The 16935-nt window shown below is 51.3% G+C and carries 18 protein-coding genes; 5 read left to right on the forward strand and 13 right to left on the reverse strand.

Annotated elements, in window-relative coordinates; genetic code table 11:
- Nucleotides 1-102: 102 nt before the first annotated feature.
- From CBW46_RS02525 to CBW46_RS02545, 5 genes are all read right to left on the reverse strand, one after another.
- A complete protein-coding gene (locus tag CBW46_RS02525) occupies nt 103-1365 on the reverse strand; it encodes an adenosylhomocysteinase (protein WP_089198433.1) in 1263 nt (420 codons plus the stop codon).
- A 47-nt stretch (nt 1366-1412) separates the two neighbouring features.
- Nucleotides 1413-3194: a bacillithiol biosynthesis cysteine-adding enzyme BshC gene (gene bshC, locus CBW46_RS02530; protein ID WP_243633136.1), complete on the reverse strand. Its 1782-nt coding sequence runs from the start codon at nt 3192-3194 to the stop codon at nt 1413-1415.
- Nucleotides 3195-3241: 47 nt separating this feature from the next.
- On the reverse strand, nt 3242-3637 hold the full coding sequence (locus tag CBW46_RS02535) for a DUF3397 domain-containing protein (protein WP_089198434.1): 396 nt from the start codon (nt 3635-3637) through the stop codon (nt 3242-3244).
- Nucleotides 3638-3652: 15 nt separating this feature from the next.
- On the reverse strand, nt 3653-4666 hold the full coding sequence (locus CBW46_RS02540) for a ketopantoate reductase family protein (protein WP_089198435.1): 1014 nt from the start codon (nt 4664-4666) through the stop codon (nt 3653-3655).
- A gap of 126 nt (nt 4667-4792) precedes the next feature.
- Nucleotides 4793-5440 carry an RsfA family transcriptional regulator gene (locus tag CBW46_RS02545; RefSeq protein WP_089198436.1) on the reverse strand — a complete coding sequence of 216 codons (648 nt, stop codon included), beginning with the start codon at nt 5438-5440 and terminating at the stop codon, nt 4793-4795.
- Nucleotides 5441-5805: 365 nt separating this feature from the next.
- On the opposite strand from CBW46_RS02545, the gene CBW46_RS02550 reads away from it, so the two are divergent.
- On the forward strand, nt 5806-6036 hold the full coding sequence (locus tag CBW46_RS02550) for a DUF2626 domain-containing protein (protein ID WP_089198437.1): 231 nt from the start codon (nt 5806-5808) through the stop codon (nt 6034-6036).
- Nucleotides 6037-6074: 38 nt separating this feature from the next.
- Here the strand turns inward: CBW46_RS02550 and CBW46_RS02555 are convergent, their stop codons facing one another.
- Entirely contained in the window at nt 6075-7184 is a 1110-nt protein-coding gene (locus CBW46_RS02555; RefSeq protein WP_243633137.1) for a class I SAM-dependent methyltransferase, read from the reverse strand.
- Nucleotides 7185-7347: 163 nt separating this feature from the next.
- Between CBW46_RS02555 and CBW46_RS02560 the strand changes: the two genes are divergently transcribed.
- From CBW46_RS02560 to CBW46_RS02570, 3 genes are all read left to right on the forward strand, one after another.
- The gene (locus tag CBW46_RS02560) at nt 7348-8322 is read left to right on the forward strand and encodes a hypothetical protein (protein ID WP_089198438.1); all 975 of its coding nucleotides are present in this window, start codon (nt 7348-7350) and stop codon (nt 8320-8322) included.
- Between the two features lie 153 nt (nt 8323-8475).
- The gene (locus CBW46_RS02565; RefSeq protein WP_133253920.1) at nt 8476-9579 is read left to right on the forward strand and encodes a hypothetical protein; all 1104 of its coding nucleotides are present in this window, start codon (nt 8476-8478) and stop codon (nt 9577-9579) included.
- An 84-nt stretch (nt 9580-9663) separates the two neighbouring features.
- Nucleotides 9664-10161 carry a hypothetical protein gene (locus CBW46_RS02570; protein ID WP_089198440.1) on the forward strand — a complete coding sequence of 166 codons (498 nt, stop codon included), beginning with the start codon at nt 9664-9666 and terminating at the stop codon, nt 10159-10161.
- A gap of 177 nt (nt 10162-10338) precedes the next feature.
- Here the strand turns inward: CBW46_RS02570 and CBW46_RS02575 are convergent, their stop codons facing one another.
- The gene (locus CBW46_RS02575) at nt 10339-11670 is read right to left on the reverse strand and encodes a PhoH family protein (RefSeq protein WP_089198441.1); all 1332 of its coding nucleotides are present in this window, start codon (nt 11668-11670) and stop codon (nt 10339-10341) included.
- Between the two features lie 100 nt (nt 11671-11770).
- Between CBW46_RS02575 and CBW46_RS02580 the strand changes: the two genes are divergently transcribed.
- Nucleotides 11771-12322, forward strand: a complete 552-nt coding sequence (locus CBW46_RS02580; RefSeq protein ID WP_089198442.1) for a YhcN/YlaJ family sporulation lipoprotein — start codon at nt 11771-11773, stop codon at nt 12320-12322.
- Nucleotides 12323-12363: 41 nt separating this feature from the next.
- On the opposite strand, the gene CBW46_RS02585 is transcribed toward CBW46_RS02580, so the two are convergent.
- The 6 genes from CBW46_RS02585 to CBW46_RS02610 all read right to left on the reverse strand — a co-directional run bounded on the left by CBW46_RS02585 (nt 12364) and on the right by CBW46_RS02610 (nt 16863).
- The gene (locus CBW46_RS02585) at nt 12364-12816 is read right to left on the reverse strand and encodes a pyridoxamine 5'-phosphate oxidase family protein (RefSeq protein WP_089198443.1); all 453 of its coding nucleotides are present in this window, start codon (nt 12814-12816) and stop codon (nt 12364-12366) included.
- Nucleotides 12817-13014: 198 nt separating this feature from the next.
- Nucleotides 13015-13290, reverse strand: a complete 276-nt coding sequence (locus tag CBW46_RS02590) for a hypothetical protein (protein WP_089198444.1) — start codon at nt 13288-13290, stop codon at nt 13015-13017.
- Nucleotide 13291: 1 nt separating this feature from the next.
- Nucleotides 13292-13750: a hypothetical protein gene (locus CBW46_RS02595; protein WP_089198445.1), complete on the reverse strand. Its 459-nt coding sequence runs from the start codon at nt 13748-13750 to the stop codon at nt 13292-13294.
- A 19-nt stretch (nt 13751-13769) separates the two neighbouring features.
- Nucleotides 13770-14042 carry a YlaH-like family protein gene (locus tag CBW46_RS02600; RefSeq protein WP_089198446.1) on the reverse strand — a complete coding sequence of 91 codons (273 nt, stop codon included), beginning with the start codon at nt 14040-14042 and terminating at the stop codon, nt 13770-13772.
- 111 nt (nt 14043-14153) lie between these two features.
- Nucleotides 14154-15998, reverse strand: coding sequence for a translational GTPase TypA (typA, locus tag CBW46_RS02605; RefSeq protein ID WP_089198667.1), 1845 nt, complete (start codon nt 15996-15998; stop codon nt 14154-14156).
- Nucleotides 15999-16194: 196 nt separating this feature from the next.
- Entirely contained in the window at nt 16195-16863 is a 669-nt protein-coding gene (locus CBW46_RS02610; protein WP_089198447.1) for a TerC family protein, read from the reverse strand.
- Nucleotides 16864-16935: the final 72 nt, after the last annotated feature.

Here is a 16935-nt window from a genome sequence, read left to right on the forward strand (position 1 = left end):
GCCCTAGCAAAAAAATAACCCGCCCTGTGTTGGAACGCAGGGGGGGTTATCTGTCACTCGCACTACCTGAACCATCAAATACGCTACATGATAGCTAGTCGATTAATGCTCTGTCCAGCTGTCCAAATACGCTTGTTGTTCACTGCTCAGCTTATCGATGGAAACTCCGAGGGATTCCAGCTTAAAGCGGGCTACCTGCTCATCAAGCTCATACGGAACGTTAACGACTTTCTTGCCGATCGCCTGATAATTGTCGTTTACATATTTCAGAGACATTGCCTGTAATGCAAAGGTCATATCCATAATTTCCGCCGGATGGCCGTCTCCAGCAGCCAAGTTCACCAAACGCCCTTCCGCGATCAAATAGAACTTACGCCCATCCTTTAGTTGATATTCTTCGATGTTGCGGCGAACTGTTCGTTTTGAAACGGAGAGCGCATCAAGCTCCGGCTTGTTAACCTCCACATCGAAGTGACCTGCGTTGGATAAAATCGCGCCGTCCTTCATCACCTCATAATGTTCACCGCGAATCACATCTCTGTTGCCTGTCACAGTAACGAAGAAATCGCCGACCTTGGCCGCTTCGGTCATAGACATCACGGCAAAGCCGTCCATGTATGCTTCCACGCCTTTGATCGCGTCAACTTCTGTCACGACGACATTCGCACCGAGGCCTTTTGCACGCATTGCTACACCTTTGCCGCACCAACCGTAACCGCATACGACCACCGTTTTACCGGCCACAACCAGGTTCGTGGTCCGGTTAATGCCATCCCACACGGATTGACCTGTGCCATAACGGTTATCGAATAAATATTTACAAAAAGCATCATTCACAGCCATCATCGGGAACTGAAGCTGAGCCTCTTTTTCCATCGCCTTGAGCCGAAGAATACCGGTGGTTGTCTCTTCCGCGCCACCCCGGACATTTTTTAGCAGGTCCTTGCGCTCCGAATGGAGTATGGATACCAGGTCCCCACCGTCATCGATGATCAGATCAGGTTCGGTTTCCAGCGTCTTGATCAGCAGATCCTTATATTCCTCAGGCTCTGGGTTGTATTTGGCGAATACGGTTATTCCGTCCTCTACCAATGCGGCACACACATCGTCCTGAGTAGACAGCGGATTACTGCCGCAAATCGCCACTTGTGCGCCGCCGGCCTGCACTACTTTCGCCAAGTACGCTGTTTTCGCCTCCAAGTGCAAGGAGATGGCCACCTTCAGCCCCTTGAAAGGCTGCTCCTTTTCAAACTGCTCCCGGATATGATTCAGTACCGGCATATGCGCGTTTACCCAACCGATCTTCAAATGCCCTTCCGGCGCTAACGAGATATCTTTGATAATGCTGCGCTCCTGTGTGTTCATGACAGTCCTCCCATAAATTCATATTTAGAAAACAAAGATTGCATTGTTCACAGATAACAAATTTTATGCTGACCGTCCGGTTCCAGACCGGCTTCCAGCAGCTCATTCAGCCAACCGGAACCATACTTATTTAAGTAATGAATAATGTTGTACACTCGCTCCTGCGGCTTACCCAACGGCAGCACCGACGCACTGATCCGTTGAAATTGACGCAGAGCGGCGTCAAACTGAGTCCGTACGGCGTCTTGTGCCTTATTCTCAAGAAAATCAATCTGTTCCAAAATTTTGGCCATGTTGGTTTCGCCGAGCTTGCCGAGCCCAGGATTAATTCCAGCTGTGATTTCAATCAACGGCTGATAGCTGGCTTTGAACTGCTGCTTCACCTGCGCAAACCGTTCCTCCAGCTGGAGCGTATCCTGCTTGCGAAGCCACTCCTGCTGCTTCTCATCCAGCCGATGCAGTACATCATCCAACGTAAGGTCGTATTTGTGCATGTTCTTTTGCACGGTGCCCTCCAACAGGGTGAACTCGAGCCGGGGGATGATGATCGGCATTTGCATGCCAAGGTGATGGAATGCGCCTTTGGATAACGCCCAATACGCAATCTCACCGGGTCCAAGCACCGTTCCCAGCACCGGAAACAGGTACTCCTGCATTAACGGCCGGGTCATCACGTTGTTGCTCAACCGTTCCGGCGCGGTCTCGGCCCAGGCAAGCAGTTGCTCCCGCGCGAAAGCACGTTCCTTCTTCCGGTCCGTAAAATCTTGTGACGCTTCGTCTGCATAGAGCAAAACCCGCTCATCGTCGTCGATAACAAACAAGTTCGCGCTGTTCGCCTGAGCCTCCACCTGCGGCTTGTAGCCAAGCGTTACCACCTGTGCGGTGCTGCGATGCACCGCGTCGTTGATAGGCGCATAGTGCTCGAGCAGCTCACGGAACATCGGCGATTCCAATCTTCGAAGCGCCGGATCGTCTGAATTAACCAGCACAAGCCCGTGCGATCCGAACAATTTGGCCATGATTTTGGCAAACAAATCAACCAAGGTGATCGATTGCTCCGCAAACGCACGAAGCGAGCTCATTAAATCATCTTTGAACTCAGTCGGAATCAGCGATTGATCCAACTCATTCAAAGCCGCTTCCCACTGCTCTTGCGGAATAGACAAGTTGCTGACCGAACTGCGTTTGCCGGTAGGGTGTTCGATCTTGATTTTGCTGACCTGCATATCCTGCGATAAATACTGGATATGATTGACCTCATCGAAGTCATGGTCCTCTCCGGCTATCCAGAACACCGGCACCACGGGTCTGCCCAGTCGTTCCGCAGCGAGCTTAGCGGTCTGAATCAAAGTAATGGCCTTGTATATGACGAGCGTCTGCCCTGTGAACAAGCCAGCCTGCTGACCCCCTACGACACACAGGGTGCGTTCGTCCTTGAGCAAATTCACTGCGCGCATAGCTTCCGGAGCGTTGCCCGCTCTCTCGTTGAAGCGCTTCAGCACACACGCCAGCCCCGCCCGGTCCGCAGACAGCTGCCGTTCCCGGTCAAGCTGCTCCGCCCGTTCTTGCCACGATGACGAGGTCCATGGGTTGTAGTCATACAGGGCTGCCACCCTGTCGAAATGGCGAAGATAATCCTCGGTCAAAGGCTGGCTGGATTTCCAGTGAATCGATTCAACTTTTACCACAACAGCCGCCTCGCTTTTTTTTCTAAGATAAGTATCTTTTTGATTGTACACATCTTCCATGGAATCGTCAAAAAGAAGAAACCTGCCAAGATGGGCTCCTTCCCGCTCAATATCTTCGTTTCTCGCCGATGTGCTCCACATACAGCACGCAGGCTCTCGCAGCTGCTTGTATGGGAGACATGGTTCCCTCAGCCGGTGAGCATATTTTTTCCGATTCCGATGCAGATCAGCACTAAATAGCACGCCGAGAGCACAACAAATCCCAATCTCGATAGCGTGCGTACAATTTTGAGCAGATTAATTTTCCCCTTGATACGGTTTTGCAGATTGCCCAGCAGTCCTCCCGCGATCAAAAAAAGGAGCACGACCGCCCACAGGCCGAAGCTCGTGCCAAACAGCTCGCGTGTGATGACCGACACTGATCCGATCAAGAACAATGTGGTGACATCGATCGCAGCGTGGGTCGCTTTCCTCTTGTTGCGGGTGAACCAGTAAGTGATGCCCCACGCTGCAAAAAATGCAACAAACGGTACTAACGCCAAAAAAGTATAGACAGTTTGAAGCAGTGTAAAAAATCCGTTCACAGCCGAACACCTGCTTTACGTTATATTCATCCACTGCTGTTCTATGGAGCGGAGCAAATGATACATAGCCGCATGCGTGGGCATCGCGATGCCAGCCTGCTCTGCCTCGCGCAGTAGACCGCCTGTTATGGCATCCACTTCGGTAGGTCTGTGCAGCAGCACATCCTGCAGCATCGATGAGCGGTTGCCCGCCGTGCGCTCGCACACGAGAAGCACCTGCTGCCAAAGATCCGGCGCCAGCTCGATGCCGAGCTTGTCGGCCAAGGTGACAGCTTCATAGTATAAAGAGCGCATCAGTATGAGGGCATCCGGGAGCTGCGGCAGCTGCCCATTATGTATTTGCAGCACGGCGGTTAGAGGATTAATGATCGCATTTATAAGCAATTTATTCCAAACTTTGCTAATGATGTTGTTCGACAAAGACGTACTGAATCCTGCATCGCTGAGCACGTTTACGAATTTTTTTGTCAAACTGTGGTCACTTCTCCCAGCGAAATCTGGCTCTGCAGCGGCGCTGCCGACCCAAGTCATACCTCTGCCGGTGTGAGCGACATGCCGCGGCGACTTCACCATTGCTCCTTCCGTGGTAACGGCCAACAATATCTGTCGGGCGGGGATTACCTTCCTCAGTACATCCAAATGGCCGACGCCGTTTTGAAAGCAAATCAGCCTGGAGTCAGCCCCCAGCTGAGCCACGATGCCATGTGCGAGCTTATCCGTGATCGCGGTTTGTTTTACCGTCAAGAGGATGAAATCCGGGCTGCCCGGCCTAGCACGGCCACCCAGACCGTCAGCTAACGTCTGTTCAAATGTCAATACTTCAGGAAACTCCACGGTCTCCCCAGCTGTGCCCGATCTCGGCTCCATGCTCGCGTTCTCCGCCGCCGCGGTCAATTGCAGGCCTTGTTCGCGGAGGAGTCGAGCTTGCTGCTCCGTGCGCGTTATGATTTCTACCTTGGCGGCAGTCCGGCACAGATAAGCGGCGGTCAACATCCCAAGAGCCCCCGCTCCAATCACTCTAATAAGCATCCCCTGTTCTCCTCCAACGTTGTCTCACGGTGCGATTTATACTGCAGACGCTGTCAATAAATGTATCATAGCAGACAGACACGCCAATAAGAAAGCCCCACAGGCTCCAAGCCTGCAGGGCATCTCTCAATCTATTCTTTCTAGGTTTCCGTTGGCATCCATTTTGAAACGGGGCTTGCTCTCATCCTCTTCCTCAGCCAGAAAAGCAAGCTTGCGGGCCCGGTCCATAATTTGAATGAGCGCTTTGTAATCATCATTTACCACGCGGTAATCCGTTTCAACTTCGTTGACCTGCTTGCTCAAAATATCATTTTCCGCGCGCAGCCGGTCCAATTCATCCTGTTTCTCGCTGATTTCCTTTTCCAACTGCCGGATGTGGCGGGACATGTCATAATAATTGCTTTTCCACTGCCGGAGAAAGCGAATCACCGCGTCAATCGAAATTGCCTCCTCCGAGACGGGTTCACCCGGTTTGATCGTGTCCCCTGTCTCCAACACAGCGACACTCCCCGACACTGCGGCAAATGCGGAATGCTTTTTTTGTTGATTACGCTTCTGACGCTGGGCTTTGGCAATTTGAATCGCAGCCTCATACTTTTTTCTCACAAAACTATTCCAGCGGAAGCCACAGGCCGCCGCGGTTCTGCCTATTTTTTCTCCAACTTCCTCAAATGCGGACAGCTGCGTGCTGCCTTCTCGGATATGACGCAGGGTCACCTCCGCCAAAATCAAATCATCTTCATCGCTCCAAGCGTCCTGTCTGATGGCTGTCATACAAAAGCAGTCCTCCTAACCCATGGGGTTTTCAATCGAATCGTCGCTCATCCATTCATCTATTGAAAGTGAGACATGGAAAGTTGCGTTACATTATCTCTATGCCCATAATAGAGTTCATAGAATCGTTTTCTACTATTTTGTATATCCATATTTGCGCCAACTCATACATGCTATAGCAGACATTGAGCGGGGCCATGCCCGAACATAGGACACCGGCTTAGAGCAAATTTTCCGCGAGCAAACGGCTGGCAGGCATCTGCAAAATGTTGTAAAATCGTCACCGTTTCGACGTTTACACTATATGCCAGAGCAGGTATAATGTTCAGTAGTAAAGTAGCGCAGGCAGAGAGGGGGTTCGCACTATGGATCGCATGTTTCGCGTTCTTGGCTTTTGGACGCTTGTAATCGGATTAATGGCATTAGCCGGTGAAATGGTGCCGATGGCGATGCTCTTTTTTGCCCAGACAGCCATCTTCGTACTGTTAGGATACTTAAAATTGTCCGAACGTACCTACATACTGCTTTTTTGGGGGTACATGATTCTCTCGTTTACAGGGTTTACGTATTGGTCTTTTTTCAAAATGTCAGTGTAACGGGTATAACGAAAAAAGGTGAGCGGCGTCGATGCCGTTCACCTTTTTATTTGGATTAACACCTTAAACAACTCGCTCATCTGATCGCTCAGCAGAAGCTGCCGGATCGCCCGGTTGCGCCGTGCAGCAGGGCTGAATGGATCCTGAGACAACGTGTCCTGCAGCTTCTGCAATAATCCATTGTGTACGAGAAATTGCTTCTGGGTGAGGAATTCGGACGGCTGCAGCCCAACGGCTAAGCCGGCTCGGATCAAGTCGGTAAAATTCACGTGAGACGTAATGTCCTGGGATCCTGGCTCAAAGTAAGGATCGTCGTGTGCGAGATGCCGGCGATAACAGATTAGCGTTCCGTTCATCCGATGCGGCGCGATCAACTCGTCCGCCCGATCACCGTAGTCGATCGTCACCACCTGGCCGCGTGCTATCGCGTTGCCAATCCGCCGGAGCCATGCATCGGCCGCCAGGTTCACCTCAAGCTGTTGGCCTTCCATGACATCCAGGCTCAGTCTGCGCACATACTCCTGCAGCGGACCGGAAGGGATGGGCATGAGCCTCTCGCTGAAGCACTTGTCTGCATCATTCCATTGCACCCATATTTCAAGCAGCTGGCCCTTTTCGAATTGCACGCGATGCACCGGAAACGCATCAAGCAGCTCGTTGGAGAGCACAATCACATTTTCCCATGGCCCCTGCTGCAGCCAGTCCTGCTCCGTGAGCCAGGACACCCGATTGAGATGGCCAGCGAAACTGCGGCGCTGGTGTGTTCGATGGTACACGCTTGTCTCCACAGAAATAAACGAGAGACGCCGATACACAGCGGGGTGCTCGCTCTTCATTTGGTCCAGCAGCTGCCGGGCCATATCGCCTGTTCCCCCGCCCCATTCAACCACCGTGACAGGTTCGTCCGACCCGAACGTATCCGCTTGATTTACCACATAATCAGCCAACACCTCGCCCAGCAGACCGCCAATGGCGGAGCTGGTGTAATAATCACCGCTGCGGCCTATCTTTTCCTTGGCATTCATATAATAGCCGTATTCCGGATGGTATAAGCACTGCTCCATATAGTTCTCAAAAGAAATGCATTGTTCGGGGCTTTGCCGGATCAACCGGCGAATAATTGGCGTTAACATCTGTTCGCTGCGCACTGATTGATTCTCCCGCTTCCTCAGGCAAAATTTTATCGCTCGGGGCAGCCGCGGTCAGGAAGTGCCTGCTATCTATTCACTGGAGACAAAAGACTGCCATTGCCGCTATAATAGATTAGACATAAATCAATCCACAACCGCACCCGGAAGGAGCCGAATTATTTTGTTATCAGCAAGAAACCGTAGAATTTCCGCATCTCTGCTTCTGCCTCTGGCCTTGTTCCTGTTTCTTGCCGGCTGCACCGATCACGACCAAGCAAAGCAAGACCTGCTGCAGGCCGTGGCGAAACAGGAAGAGGTGAAAAGCTATAAGTTCAGCGGATCGCTCGAGCTGAATGCCGACACTTCATTACTAGGACAAGCCAGTCCTATGACTACCGCCCTGTTCGCAATGATAAAAGAGAGCAAAATCGATTACAGCGGCGTAAGCTCGCTTGAGGCGTCCCGGATGGAATCGGACCTAAAAGTAACGCCCAAAGGGGCGGATTCCGTGGACATGCCAGTACTTATTAAAGATAACAAATTGTTTTTTCATATGCCAGCGTTAAATCAACAAGATGAGTACATGGTACTGCCGGTTCAATTTGCCGGCGACGCCGCATCAGATTCACCCGGCGGTGCGGAGCGGCTGAAGAACACCGGCCGCCTGACCGCCGCGTTCAATCAGCAGCTGCTGAGCGGAATTGATGCAAAATGGCTGCAGCCGTCTAAAGACCCGGTCACACTCTCGGACGGCACAACTGGGAAACGGATCACAGTGGAAATCAACAGCAGAAACGAGCAGGCGTTCGCAGAGCATTGGCAAAAAACGGTTCCCGGCTTCATTGAGCTGTTGAAGACTCACGGCTTGGCGTCGGATGCTGCACTTGCAGCGTGGCAGTCGGCTTTGCAGCAAATCCAATTTAAAGCTCCTACGACAATTGACCTGACCATCGACAGCCAAGGCTACGTTCGCGAACAAAAATGGAACCTCCACTTCACAAGCGGTGCAAGCACCAATAAGAATCAGCTGGTTTGGACTCAGTCATTGGCGGAAATTAACCAAGCCCCGGCGTTCACACGGGATACCCCTGAAAAGCAAAAATCAATAGATGAACTGCTCAAGCTGGCCAGGCCCACTTCACCGGCTAAACCTTGACAAAGCGGCTTCTCCTGGCGGACAAGCGGGCTTGCCCCCACTCTGATACTTCTCCCTCATGAGAAGTATTTTTTTGTTATTTTTCTCATAGAGTTGTGATAATCTTGTTGTGAATCAACACAAATGGGAATTATTTTTAACCAGGAGGAACCTATGTCGATGAGACCCCTCTCCCGCACCGCCTGTCTCATCCTTTGCTGTTGCATCGGCTTCATCCCATGTCGTATCGCCGCGGCCGAGAACAGTGATCAGACGAAATCTCTGCTGCAGAAAAGCCTGACCATCTACGAGGTGGATCAGGAGCTGATACGTATCTCCGGGCAGGAGACGGCTTTGATGCGGCGGTTGGCGGACACGGAGCAGCAGCTGGCCCAGCAACAACACCTTCTCGCACAAGCCAAAGAGCACGCAGACAAAGTGCTGCGGGCCTATTACATGGGAGACCGGGACTCGCTGTGGATGCTGCTATTCTCCACATCCTCATTCTCAGATGCACTCACCGCCTTCGACTACCTGCAGATGATTGTGAGGAATGACCACATTGCGCTGCAGCGCCACACGGCCAGCCAACAACAGCTTCAGGAGCTGACCGCGTCATTGTCCGCGTCACATATGCAATTGCAGAACACGAAAGAACGCTATATCGCGCACAGGCAGCAGCTTGTCACCCTGCAAAAGCAAGTGGATGAACAATTGGATAGCGAGCCGGACGCACAAGAGGTACTGCTGCAAATGGCTGATCTCACTTTACTTTGGCGGGAAAAAGGTGTCCCTTTATTCAACACATATTTCAATGCATTGGCTCACGCAATGACTCAGCTCCCCGAACTTATCTCAGACACAGAAAGCGCACAAGGCAATCATCTGATCATAAATGGCTTCGAGTACACATTCCAAATTACCGATGAACAGTTAAACACGTTTTTGCGTACCAAGAACCCGTTGTTTCGCAACATGACCTTCCGTTTCACCGACACTCATGTGATCACGGGCGGCACCCATGACGGTATGGATTTGATGGTCAAAGGCAAGTATGAGTTAGCAGACGACGAAGCGCTTTCAGGCAAAAGCTATGTGCGCTTCGCCGTCGAACAGCTGCAGTTTAACGGCTATGATCTGCCTGCTTCAACCATCGCGGCTATGGCGAAAGATTTCGATCTGGGCATCTATCCGCACAAGCTGGCCTCTTTTCTCATTGTCACAGGCATACGAATGGAAGAGGGAAAATTGAGTCTTATGCTGAAGCTAGCTCTGTAGTTTGCCGCACGCATGCCCGGCATGATACGATCGCGGAGTAACAGGTATCGACACCATATTACCTTTTCTGGAGGGTGCGCCCATATGCGGATAGAACACAAATATGCACTGTTGATGGACATGCCGGAGGACAAACGTCCCGGTTTTTACGCCCAAGTCGTGAAAGCGTTGGCGAACAAGGCTCCTCTCTTCGACCGTGATAAGGAAATGCTGATTTTTAGCAGTCCAACGGAGCGGGAAGCGGCTTATGCCGTTATGGAGCAGTACAAGATCCCATTCGAAACTATGAATCTGCTCATGCTGCCGGATGGTGCGAACCTCAGGCCTCCGTTTAGCGATTTCGGCTTTGTCAGCCGTTCGGAGCACGCTTACATAGATAGTGAATCGGTGTACGTGTTCAGCCTGCACAGCGAGCGAGCAGATGCAGAACCGTCCCAAGCGCTGGCACAACTCGAGGAGCATCTGCTTGCTTCTTACGGCCACGATGAAACAGACTATTATGTCACCGATGCGCCCTCTGATGAATTGGTGCACCGGATAGCTCAGGCCTACCGGTGTGAAGCGCGACACGCGGCCGGCTGAACCGGCGCGACAGACAGCCCATCTGAGAGGGGCCTACCATGTGGTGAACAGGCCGCAGCCGGAATAGCCATATTGTGCGTGTTTTGGTGATCGCCTTGACCCGCTATTTGTCAGCAAATGCAAAAAAAATCGCAGTGTGGGGTATTGTCTCTCCCCCGTCCACTGCGATTTTTCGTGTTACAGTAAATCTGCTGCAAGCTGCGCCAGATGAGAGCGCTCCCCGCGTTCCAAGGTGATATGGCCGCTGATGCTCTGATCCTTGAAGCGTTCAACCACGTATGTTAAACCATTGCTGGACGCATCCAGATACGGATGGTCAATCTGCTCGGGATCACCCAACAGGACGATCTTACTCCCTTCTCCGACGCGTGAAACAATAGTCTTGATCTCATGCTTGGAAAGGTTCTGAGCCTCATCGATGATGATGAATTGTCCCGGAATGGAGCGGCCCCGTATATAAGTTAGCGCTTCTACCTGTATGCTTCCGAGACCGGCCAAAATTTTATCGATATCTCCGCTTTTTTTGGTATCGAACAGGAATTCGAGATTATCATAGATCGGCTGCATCCAAGGACGAAGCTTCTCTTCTTTTTCGCCGGGTAAGTAACCGATATCTTTCCCCATAGGCACGACCGGCCGTGCTATCAAGAGCTTTTTATACTTGCGTTCATCCTCCACCTTCATTAGGCCCGAGGCCAGCGTGAGCAACGTTTTCCCCGTCCCGGCCTTACCCGTCAAGGTCACAATCGGAATTTCGTCGTTCAGGAGTAGTTCAAGCGCCATACGCTGCTGCGCGTTGCGCGCCCCAATACCCCATATAGGATCGTTGCTGAGGAACAACGGCTCGAGCTTTCTGCCTGTAGCGTCGACCTTGAGCAGTGCTGATTTCGAAGTCCCCATCTCATCCTTCAATATCACAAACTCATGCGGATGCAGAGGATAACTCAATTGCAGCGAGTTCACACTCAACAAGCGGTAGGTGTAAAATTCATCGATCACTCCCGGATGTACGTGTATCGTTAGATAGCCCATGTACATATCAGGCATGTTCACTATCCGGTCAGTTAAATAGTCCTGCGCAGTCACGCCGAGCACATCGGCCTTAATCCGAACCAGGGTATCTTTGCTGACCATGATCACCGGCCGGCACGTCTCCTTCTCTTGCTGCTCCATATGATAATTCAGCGCTACTGCGAGTATGCGGTTGTCATTGGTCACTTCGGCAAACGCATCCTGCAATTTGGCAAAGCTGCGGTGGTTCAATTCTACTTTCAATCTGCCTCCTCCAGGCAGCTCAATGCCTTCAAACAGCCTACCGCCGCTGCGCAGCCCGTCCAGCATCCGCGAGAACTGTCTGGCGTTACGCCCGATTTCATCCGCATTGCGCTTCTTACTGTCGATCTCCTCCAATACAATGGCAGGTATAACTACTTCATTATCCTCAAAAGCATATATTGCATTCGGATCCTGCAAAAGCACATTGGTGTCCAGAACAAAAATTTTTTTCATACCATTCCCTCCCAGATCGGCGTTTGGTTCTCGTACATAGGAATTGCTAGCAAGGACAAACTAACCAAAACAATTAAGGGATAGAAAGGAACGATGATCAATGAGAATATTTATCTACTGTATCCTGATGCTGTCCATGCTGGCAGGCTGCAACGCCGATACCCCAGATGAAGGAGCTACTCCCTCGCCGGAAGATTCGAACGGACAAGTGCAGGTTCAACAGACGGCACCTGGGCAAGAGGAAAATGAGGAAGAGGACGCCCAAGCCCTTGCTGAACGCTTGGAGCAAATCGCGACTACCGTGCCTCAGGTGGAGAGCGCGAACTGCGTAGTGTTTGGAAAAACCGCGGTGGTCGGACTCGACCTGCCTGCAGACATGGATCGCACCCAGGTAGGATCGACGAAACTTGCGGTAGCTGAAGCATTAAGAAAAGACCGTCACGGCGTCAATGCATTAGTGACCGCAGATATGGACTTAGCGGAAAGAATACGCCAGATCAGCGAAGATGTCGGAAATGGAGCGGCGGTCGGTGGATTTGCCGATGAGATGGCACAAATCATCGGGCGGATCATGCCGCAATATCCAAATGACGTTACGCCGATTCCTCCTCCGGATGAGACGAAGCCGGATGTACCACGGCAGGATCTGTAGACGGCACATATGGAGAAAAAAGCCTAGAAGCATAAACGCATCTAGGCTTTTTTCATTGCAGCGAAAACTTGCGTATCCAGCTTTTCCGCTGCACGCTTATCATACGTTTTTTCATATTCAGGCGCGATGCTGATTCGTGCACCATAGAACATGGCATCCCGAACGACCGAAATGTCGATATCGAAGCAAGCGAGTTTGAAAGGCACTTCTTCCAGAGCTTCGATCACCAGTCGGCCGCTGCCGTAAATGGCATGCACGGATCCAGCACCGATGAATGTCAAATTCACTTGGGGATTTTGCTTAATGTTGTTCACTATACGGGAACGCTGGTCCACCGCAAAGCGGATTGTCCCCGGATCCTTCGCGTATACCCAGGAGATCGCATTCATATTAGGCGCTCCGGATTCGAAGTCTATCGTGCTGAGCAGTGCGAACGATTCCTTTTGTAATGCTGCGAACAGCTGCTCCGGCAGTGCTGTGATAATTTCTGCCATCGTAACCCCTCCTGCGACGTTTACTTTGTAAAAAATGATGTAGCGACAACTATAGTATAACACAGGTACAACCCGCCAACCACCGACAGCGGTGGAAGTGCGTCCCCCAAGTGCAGGCCGGTAGAAGCGGTATACCCTTTTAAAACACTCCTTTCAAGGGTTAGTTACTCTATTGTATTTCTCTGCCGCACACTTATGTCATCCATTGTTGTACTTAGGATTTGAGTTGATATCCTCGAGCAGCTGCTCGGCCGCTTCTTTATCGAAGCGCAATTGTTTTTGCTCGCCGTCCACTTTATAGTCGATGTATACCGTCGCTCGATCCGCATGTGTCTCAATACTGCTGACCGCATGGTCTTCTCTCAGTATCTCCTCAAAAAACAGCCTTGTATCTTCAGCCGCTCGGTCATCCGTTCTCGCTTCCGCCACTATCTTAATTTGCAGCCAGTTGAATAGCGCATCCTCCAGCCTCACGTTACGTCTCCTCCCGCAGCAGTGCGATGTAATGACCACTTTTCACCCATTCGCTCATCCTGTTCAACCATTGCCGTTCGACATTCGCCTGTGGATCGTGATCCAGCTTGCGCGCAGCCGCTGCGAGCCATTCCACCATGTCTTTCGCCTCGGGAAGGCGATTGAAGTAGTTCTCCGCACAGTGCGAGAGCTCCAGCCCTCCTACCCCGAAGCCGATCGCGGCACCGTTGTCCAGACGGAAAGGAAGTGCTTCCACGCCACAAACCATTTCCGCTTCTTCACTCAGCAGCAGATTAGCTTTGAATGCCACTAACATCCTAGGATGCAGCGATTTAATTAACGTAAGAAACCGTTCTCCCGCTTCCGCAGGAACCAGCTCGAACCGGTCCGCGAGCAGCGTCACCGTGTGCTCCGCATCGTCCGTGCGCACCGCTGTTAGCCAAAGACTGCTTTCACTCATCAGGTACACCTCGCACAAATCATTGCTTTTTGTTCATACGATCCTGGACAAAGTAACGGATTTTGACCATCAGCATCAACGCCACTGCCACAGCGAGACTCGGCACGATCGGCAGTCCCCACATTTGAAACATTAGAAGCATGAGTGAACCGCCGCCTAGTAATATGTAGATGATAGCTTCTTTTAAAACAGGTAGTCTTCGGGTTTTGAATACTTTGTTGTAAACATATGTAATTAGAACGTAAATCATCACATAAGCGATATATGGGTGTGCTTGAAGCCATGCAGTCATCTGTGCAAATACCTCCTTTCTCTAGTGAGAGGATTGGACTGGTTGCATCAGTTTAAGGCTTGTTGTAAAAAGAAAGCTCTGAAATCAATCAGAGCTTCCCATGGTTCAATCTTAAGCGTTCGCTTCCGCCATTTTGCGGTGTTTTTCCGCGCGCTCACGCTCGCTCTTATTTAGGATCTTCTTGCGCAAACGAATGGACTTCGGCGTAATCTCACAGTATTCGTCATCATTCAAATACTCCAATGCCTGCTCTAACGAGTAGATTCGCGGTGTTTTCATTTTGACTGTCTCATCTTTACCGGCAGAACGGATGTTGGTCAATTGTTTCTCTTTGCAGATGTTCACAACGATATCGTTATCCCGTGTGTGCTCGCCTACGATCATACCCTCGTACACTTCCGTGCCCGGCTCCAAGAACAGGATTCCACGGTCTTCGACGGACAGCATGCCGTACAGTGTGGAAGCGCCCGCCTCGCTCGATACGAGCACGCCCTGGTGACGGCCGCCTACATTGGAGCCCTGATATGGCCCATAGCTGTCGAACGCGTGGTTCATCACTCCATATCCGCGTGTCAGCGTCAAGAAGTGCGTGCGGTAGCCGATTAAGCCGCGGGCAGGAATAAGGAACTCCAAGCGGACATTGCCGCCGTTATTAATCATGTTGACCATTTCCGCTTTACGCGTACCAAGGCTTTCCATGACCGCACCCATACTTTCTTCCGGCAGGTCGATAATGAGGCGCTCCAACGGCTCCATTTTTTGTCCGTCGATTTCCTTGATGATAACTTCAGGTTTGGACACCTGCAGCTCAAAGCCTTCCCGGCGCATATTTTCGATAAGAATGCCCAGATGCAGCTCGCCGCGGCCAGATACGATAAACGCGTCAGGGCTGTCGGTTTCATCGACACGCAAGCTTACATCAGTTTCCAGCTCTTTAAACAGACGTTCACGCAACTTGCGGGATGTAACCCACTTGCCTTCACGTCCCGCGAACGGGCTGTTGTTGACCAAAAACGTCATCTGCAACGTTGGCTCATCGATTTTAAGTACAGGCAGTGCTTCCGGATGTGCCGGGTCAGCCAGTGTTTCACCGATGTTAATGTCCTTAATGCCGGAAATCGCAACAATGTCGCCAGCGCCTGCAGCGTCGATCTCAACGCGTTTCAAGCCTTGGAAGCCGAACAGTTTTTCAATGCGCGATTGCTTTGTCGCACCCTCACGGTTGATTACTGCGATGGGCTGACCCGTTTTAACGACACCACGGTTCACGCGGCCGATCGCAATACGTCCCAAGTACTCATTGTAATCCATTAAAGTGACCAAAAATTGCAGCGGCTCGTCAACACTTTCTGTCGGCGCCGGAATATGCTCGATCACCGTGTCGTAGATAGCCTGCATGTTGGTTTCCTGCTTTTCAGGCTCCGGAGACATGCTGGAGGTACCCATCAGCGCTGATGCGTAAACGACCGGGAAGTCAAGCTGATCATCATTGGCGCCAAGCTCGATGAACAAGTCCAGTACCTCGTCAACCACCTCTGCCGGACGGGCGTTCGGACGGTCAATCTTGTTAACAACGACGATTGGAGTCAAATTTTGCTCCAATGCCTTACGCAGCACAAATTTGGTTTGCGGCATTGTGCCTTCGAATGCGTCGACGACCAACAGCACACCGTCAACCATCTTCATAATGCGCTCCACCTCGCCGCCGAAGTCGGCATGGCCCGGTGTGTCCACAATGTTAATCAAATAATCTTTATAGTTGATCGCCGTATTTTTGGCCAGGATGGTAATGCCGCGCTCCCTTTCAAGATCATTGGAGTCCATGGCACGCTCCTGCACGGCCTCGTGCTCGCGGAATGTTCCTGCCTGCTGCAGCAACTTGTCCACCAGTGTAGTTTTACCGTGGTCAACGTGAGCGATAATTGCGATATTGCGAATTTTATCTCTTGAATGCATGGTTTTCACTTACCTCTCCTTGTTAGACTCTCCGGCACCTGTGCACCAGGAAATTCCGGGGTCCGTTCATAAAACAAGCGCCGGACATAAGCGCCGACGCTTGACATTTATGATTATTATACGTGAAAACTGCACAAAACGCAAGGCAAAACGACAAGTTATGGTACTGAATTCCGGTGGCTTTGCAAATGTAAACCTATGGATGTCTCGTTCTCGGACCGCTGCTGATTTTCTTCAACAGACCGGCGGCGATTACGATAACGCTTGCGACCACGGGAACAATCCAGTGAGGCACATCGGACAGCAGCATATCCGCTACGACTGCATCCTTGACCAACATTTCGCCCGCCGTGTAACCCAAGATTGCCGCGCCCAGATAAACGAGGATGGGGAACTTATTTAGCAAGCCCATCACGGCCGTGCTGCCCCAAATAATAATCGGAACGCTCAACCCGATCCCAAGGATAATTACCGTCAAATTGTTATCGGCCTTCGCCGCGATCGCCAGCACGTTGTCCAAACTCATAACAAAATCGGCTACGATAATCGTCCAAACCGCCTTGCCGAGCGTAGCCGCTTCTTTGACATGGGAATGCCCCTCTTCGTCAGTGAGAAGTTTGATCGCGATCCACATGAGCAAAAGTGATCCTGCGGCTTGGATATAAGGCACGGTTAAAATGTAAACAGCTATAACGGTCAGAATCAAACGCAGCGCAATGGCACCGAACGCCCCCCACCAAATGGCTTGTCTCCGCTGATGCAGCGGCAAATTTTTGCTGGCCAACGCAATCACCACGGCGTTATCCCCACTTAATACGATATTGATCAACATGATCTGAAGAAACAGGAGCAACCATTCCAACATAATACAAACCCTCCCAAATTGTCGATTGACAATAAGGCTGTCCGGTCCACCCGAACACAGAGAGTATACGGC

Origin of the sequence: Paenibacillus xerothermodurans, from assembly GCF_002220865.2 — a bacterium.
Lineage (GTDB): Bacteria > Bacillota > Bacilli > Paenibacillales > NBRC-103111 > Paenibacillus_S > Paenibacillus_S xerothermodurans.

Excerpts from the sequence above, each read along its gene's own strand:
- CBW46_RS02525 (WP_089198433.1), bottom strand. The coding sequence starts at position 1,365 with ATGAACACACAGGAGCGCAGCATTATCAAAGATATCTCGTTAGCGCCG.
- bshC (WP_243633136.1), bottom strand. The coding sequence starts at position 3,194 with ATGTGGAGCACATCGGCGAGAAACGAAGATATTGAGCGGGAAGGAGCC.
- CBW46_RS02540 (WP_089198435.1), bottom strand. The coding sequence starts at position 4,666 with ATGCTTATTAGAGTGATTGGAGCGGGGGCTCTTGGGATGTTGACCGCC.
- CBW46_RS02545 (WP_089198436.1), bottom strand. The coding sequence starts at position 5,440 with ATGACAGCCATCAGACAGGACGCTTGGAGCGATGAAGATGATTTGATT.
- CBW46_RS02550 (WP_089198437.1), top strand. The coding sequence starts at position 5,806 with ATGGATCGCATGTTTCGCGTTCTTGGCTTTTGGACGCTTGTAATCGGA.
- CBW46_RS02565 (WP_133253920.1), top strand. The coding sequence starts at position 8,476 with ATGTCGATGAGACCCCTCTCCCGCACCGCCTGTCTCATCCTTTGCTGT.
- CBW46_RS02570 (WP_089198440.1), top strand. The coding sequence starts at position 9,664 with ATGCGGATAGAACACAAATATGCACTGTTGATGGACATGCCGGAGGAC.
- CBW46_RS02575 (WP_089198441.1), bottom strand. The coding sequence starts at position 11,670 with ATGAAAAAAATTTTTGTTCTGGACACCAATGTGCTTTTGCAGGATCCG.
- CBW46_RS02580 (WP_089198442.1), top strand. The coding sequence starts at position 11,771 with ATGAGAATATTTATCTACTGTATCCTGATGCTGTCCATGCTGGCAGGC.
- CBW46_RS02585 (WP_089198443.1), bottom strand. The coding sequence starts at position 12,816 with ATGGCAGAAATTATCACAGCACTGCCGGAGCAGCTGTTCGCAGCATTA.
- CBW46_RS02595 (WP_089198445.1), bottom strand. The coding sequence starts at position 13,750 with ATGAGTGAAAGCAGTCTTTGGCTAACAGCGGTGCGCACGGACGATGCG.
- CBW46_RS02600 (WP_089198446.1), bottom strand. The coding sequence starts at position 14,042 with ATGACTGCATGGCTTCAAGCACACCCATATATCGCTTATGTGATGATT.
- typA (WP_089198667.1), bottom strand. The coding sequence starts at position 15,998 with ATGCATTCAAGAGATAAAATTCGCAATATCGCAATTATCGCTCACGTT.
- CBW46_RS02610 (WP_089198447.1), bottom strand. The coding sequence starts at position 16,863 with ATGTTGGAATGGTTGCTCCTGTTTCTTCAGATCATGTTGATCAATATC.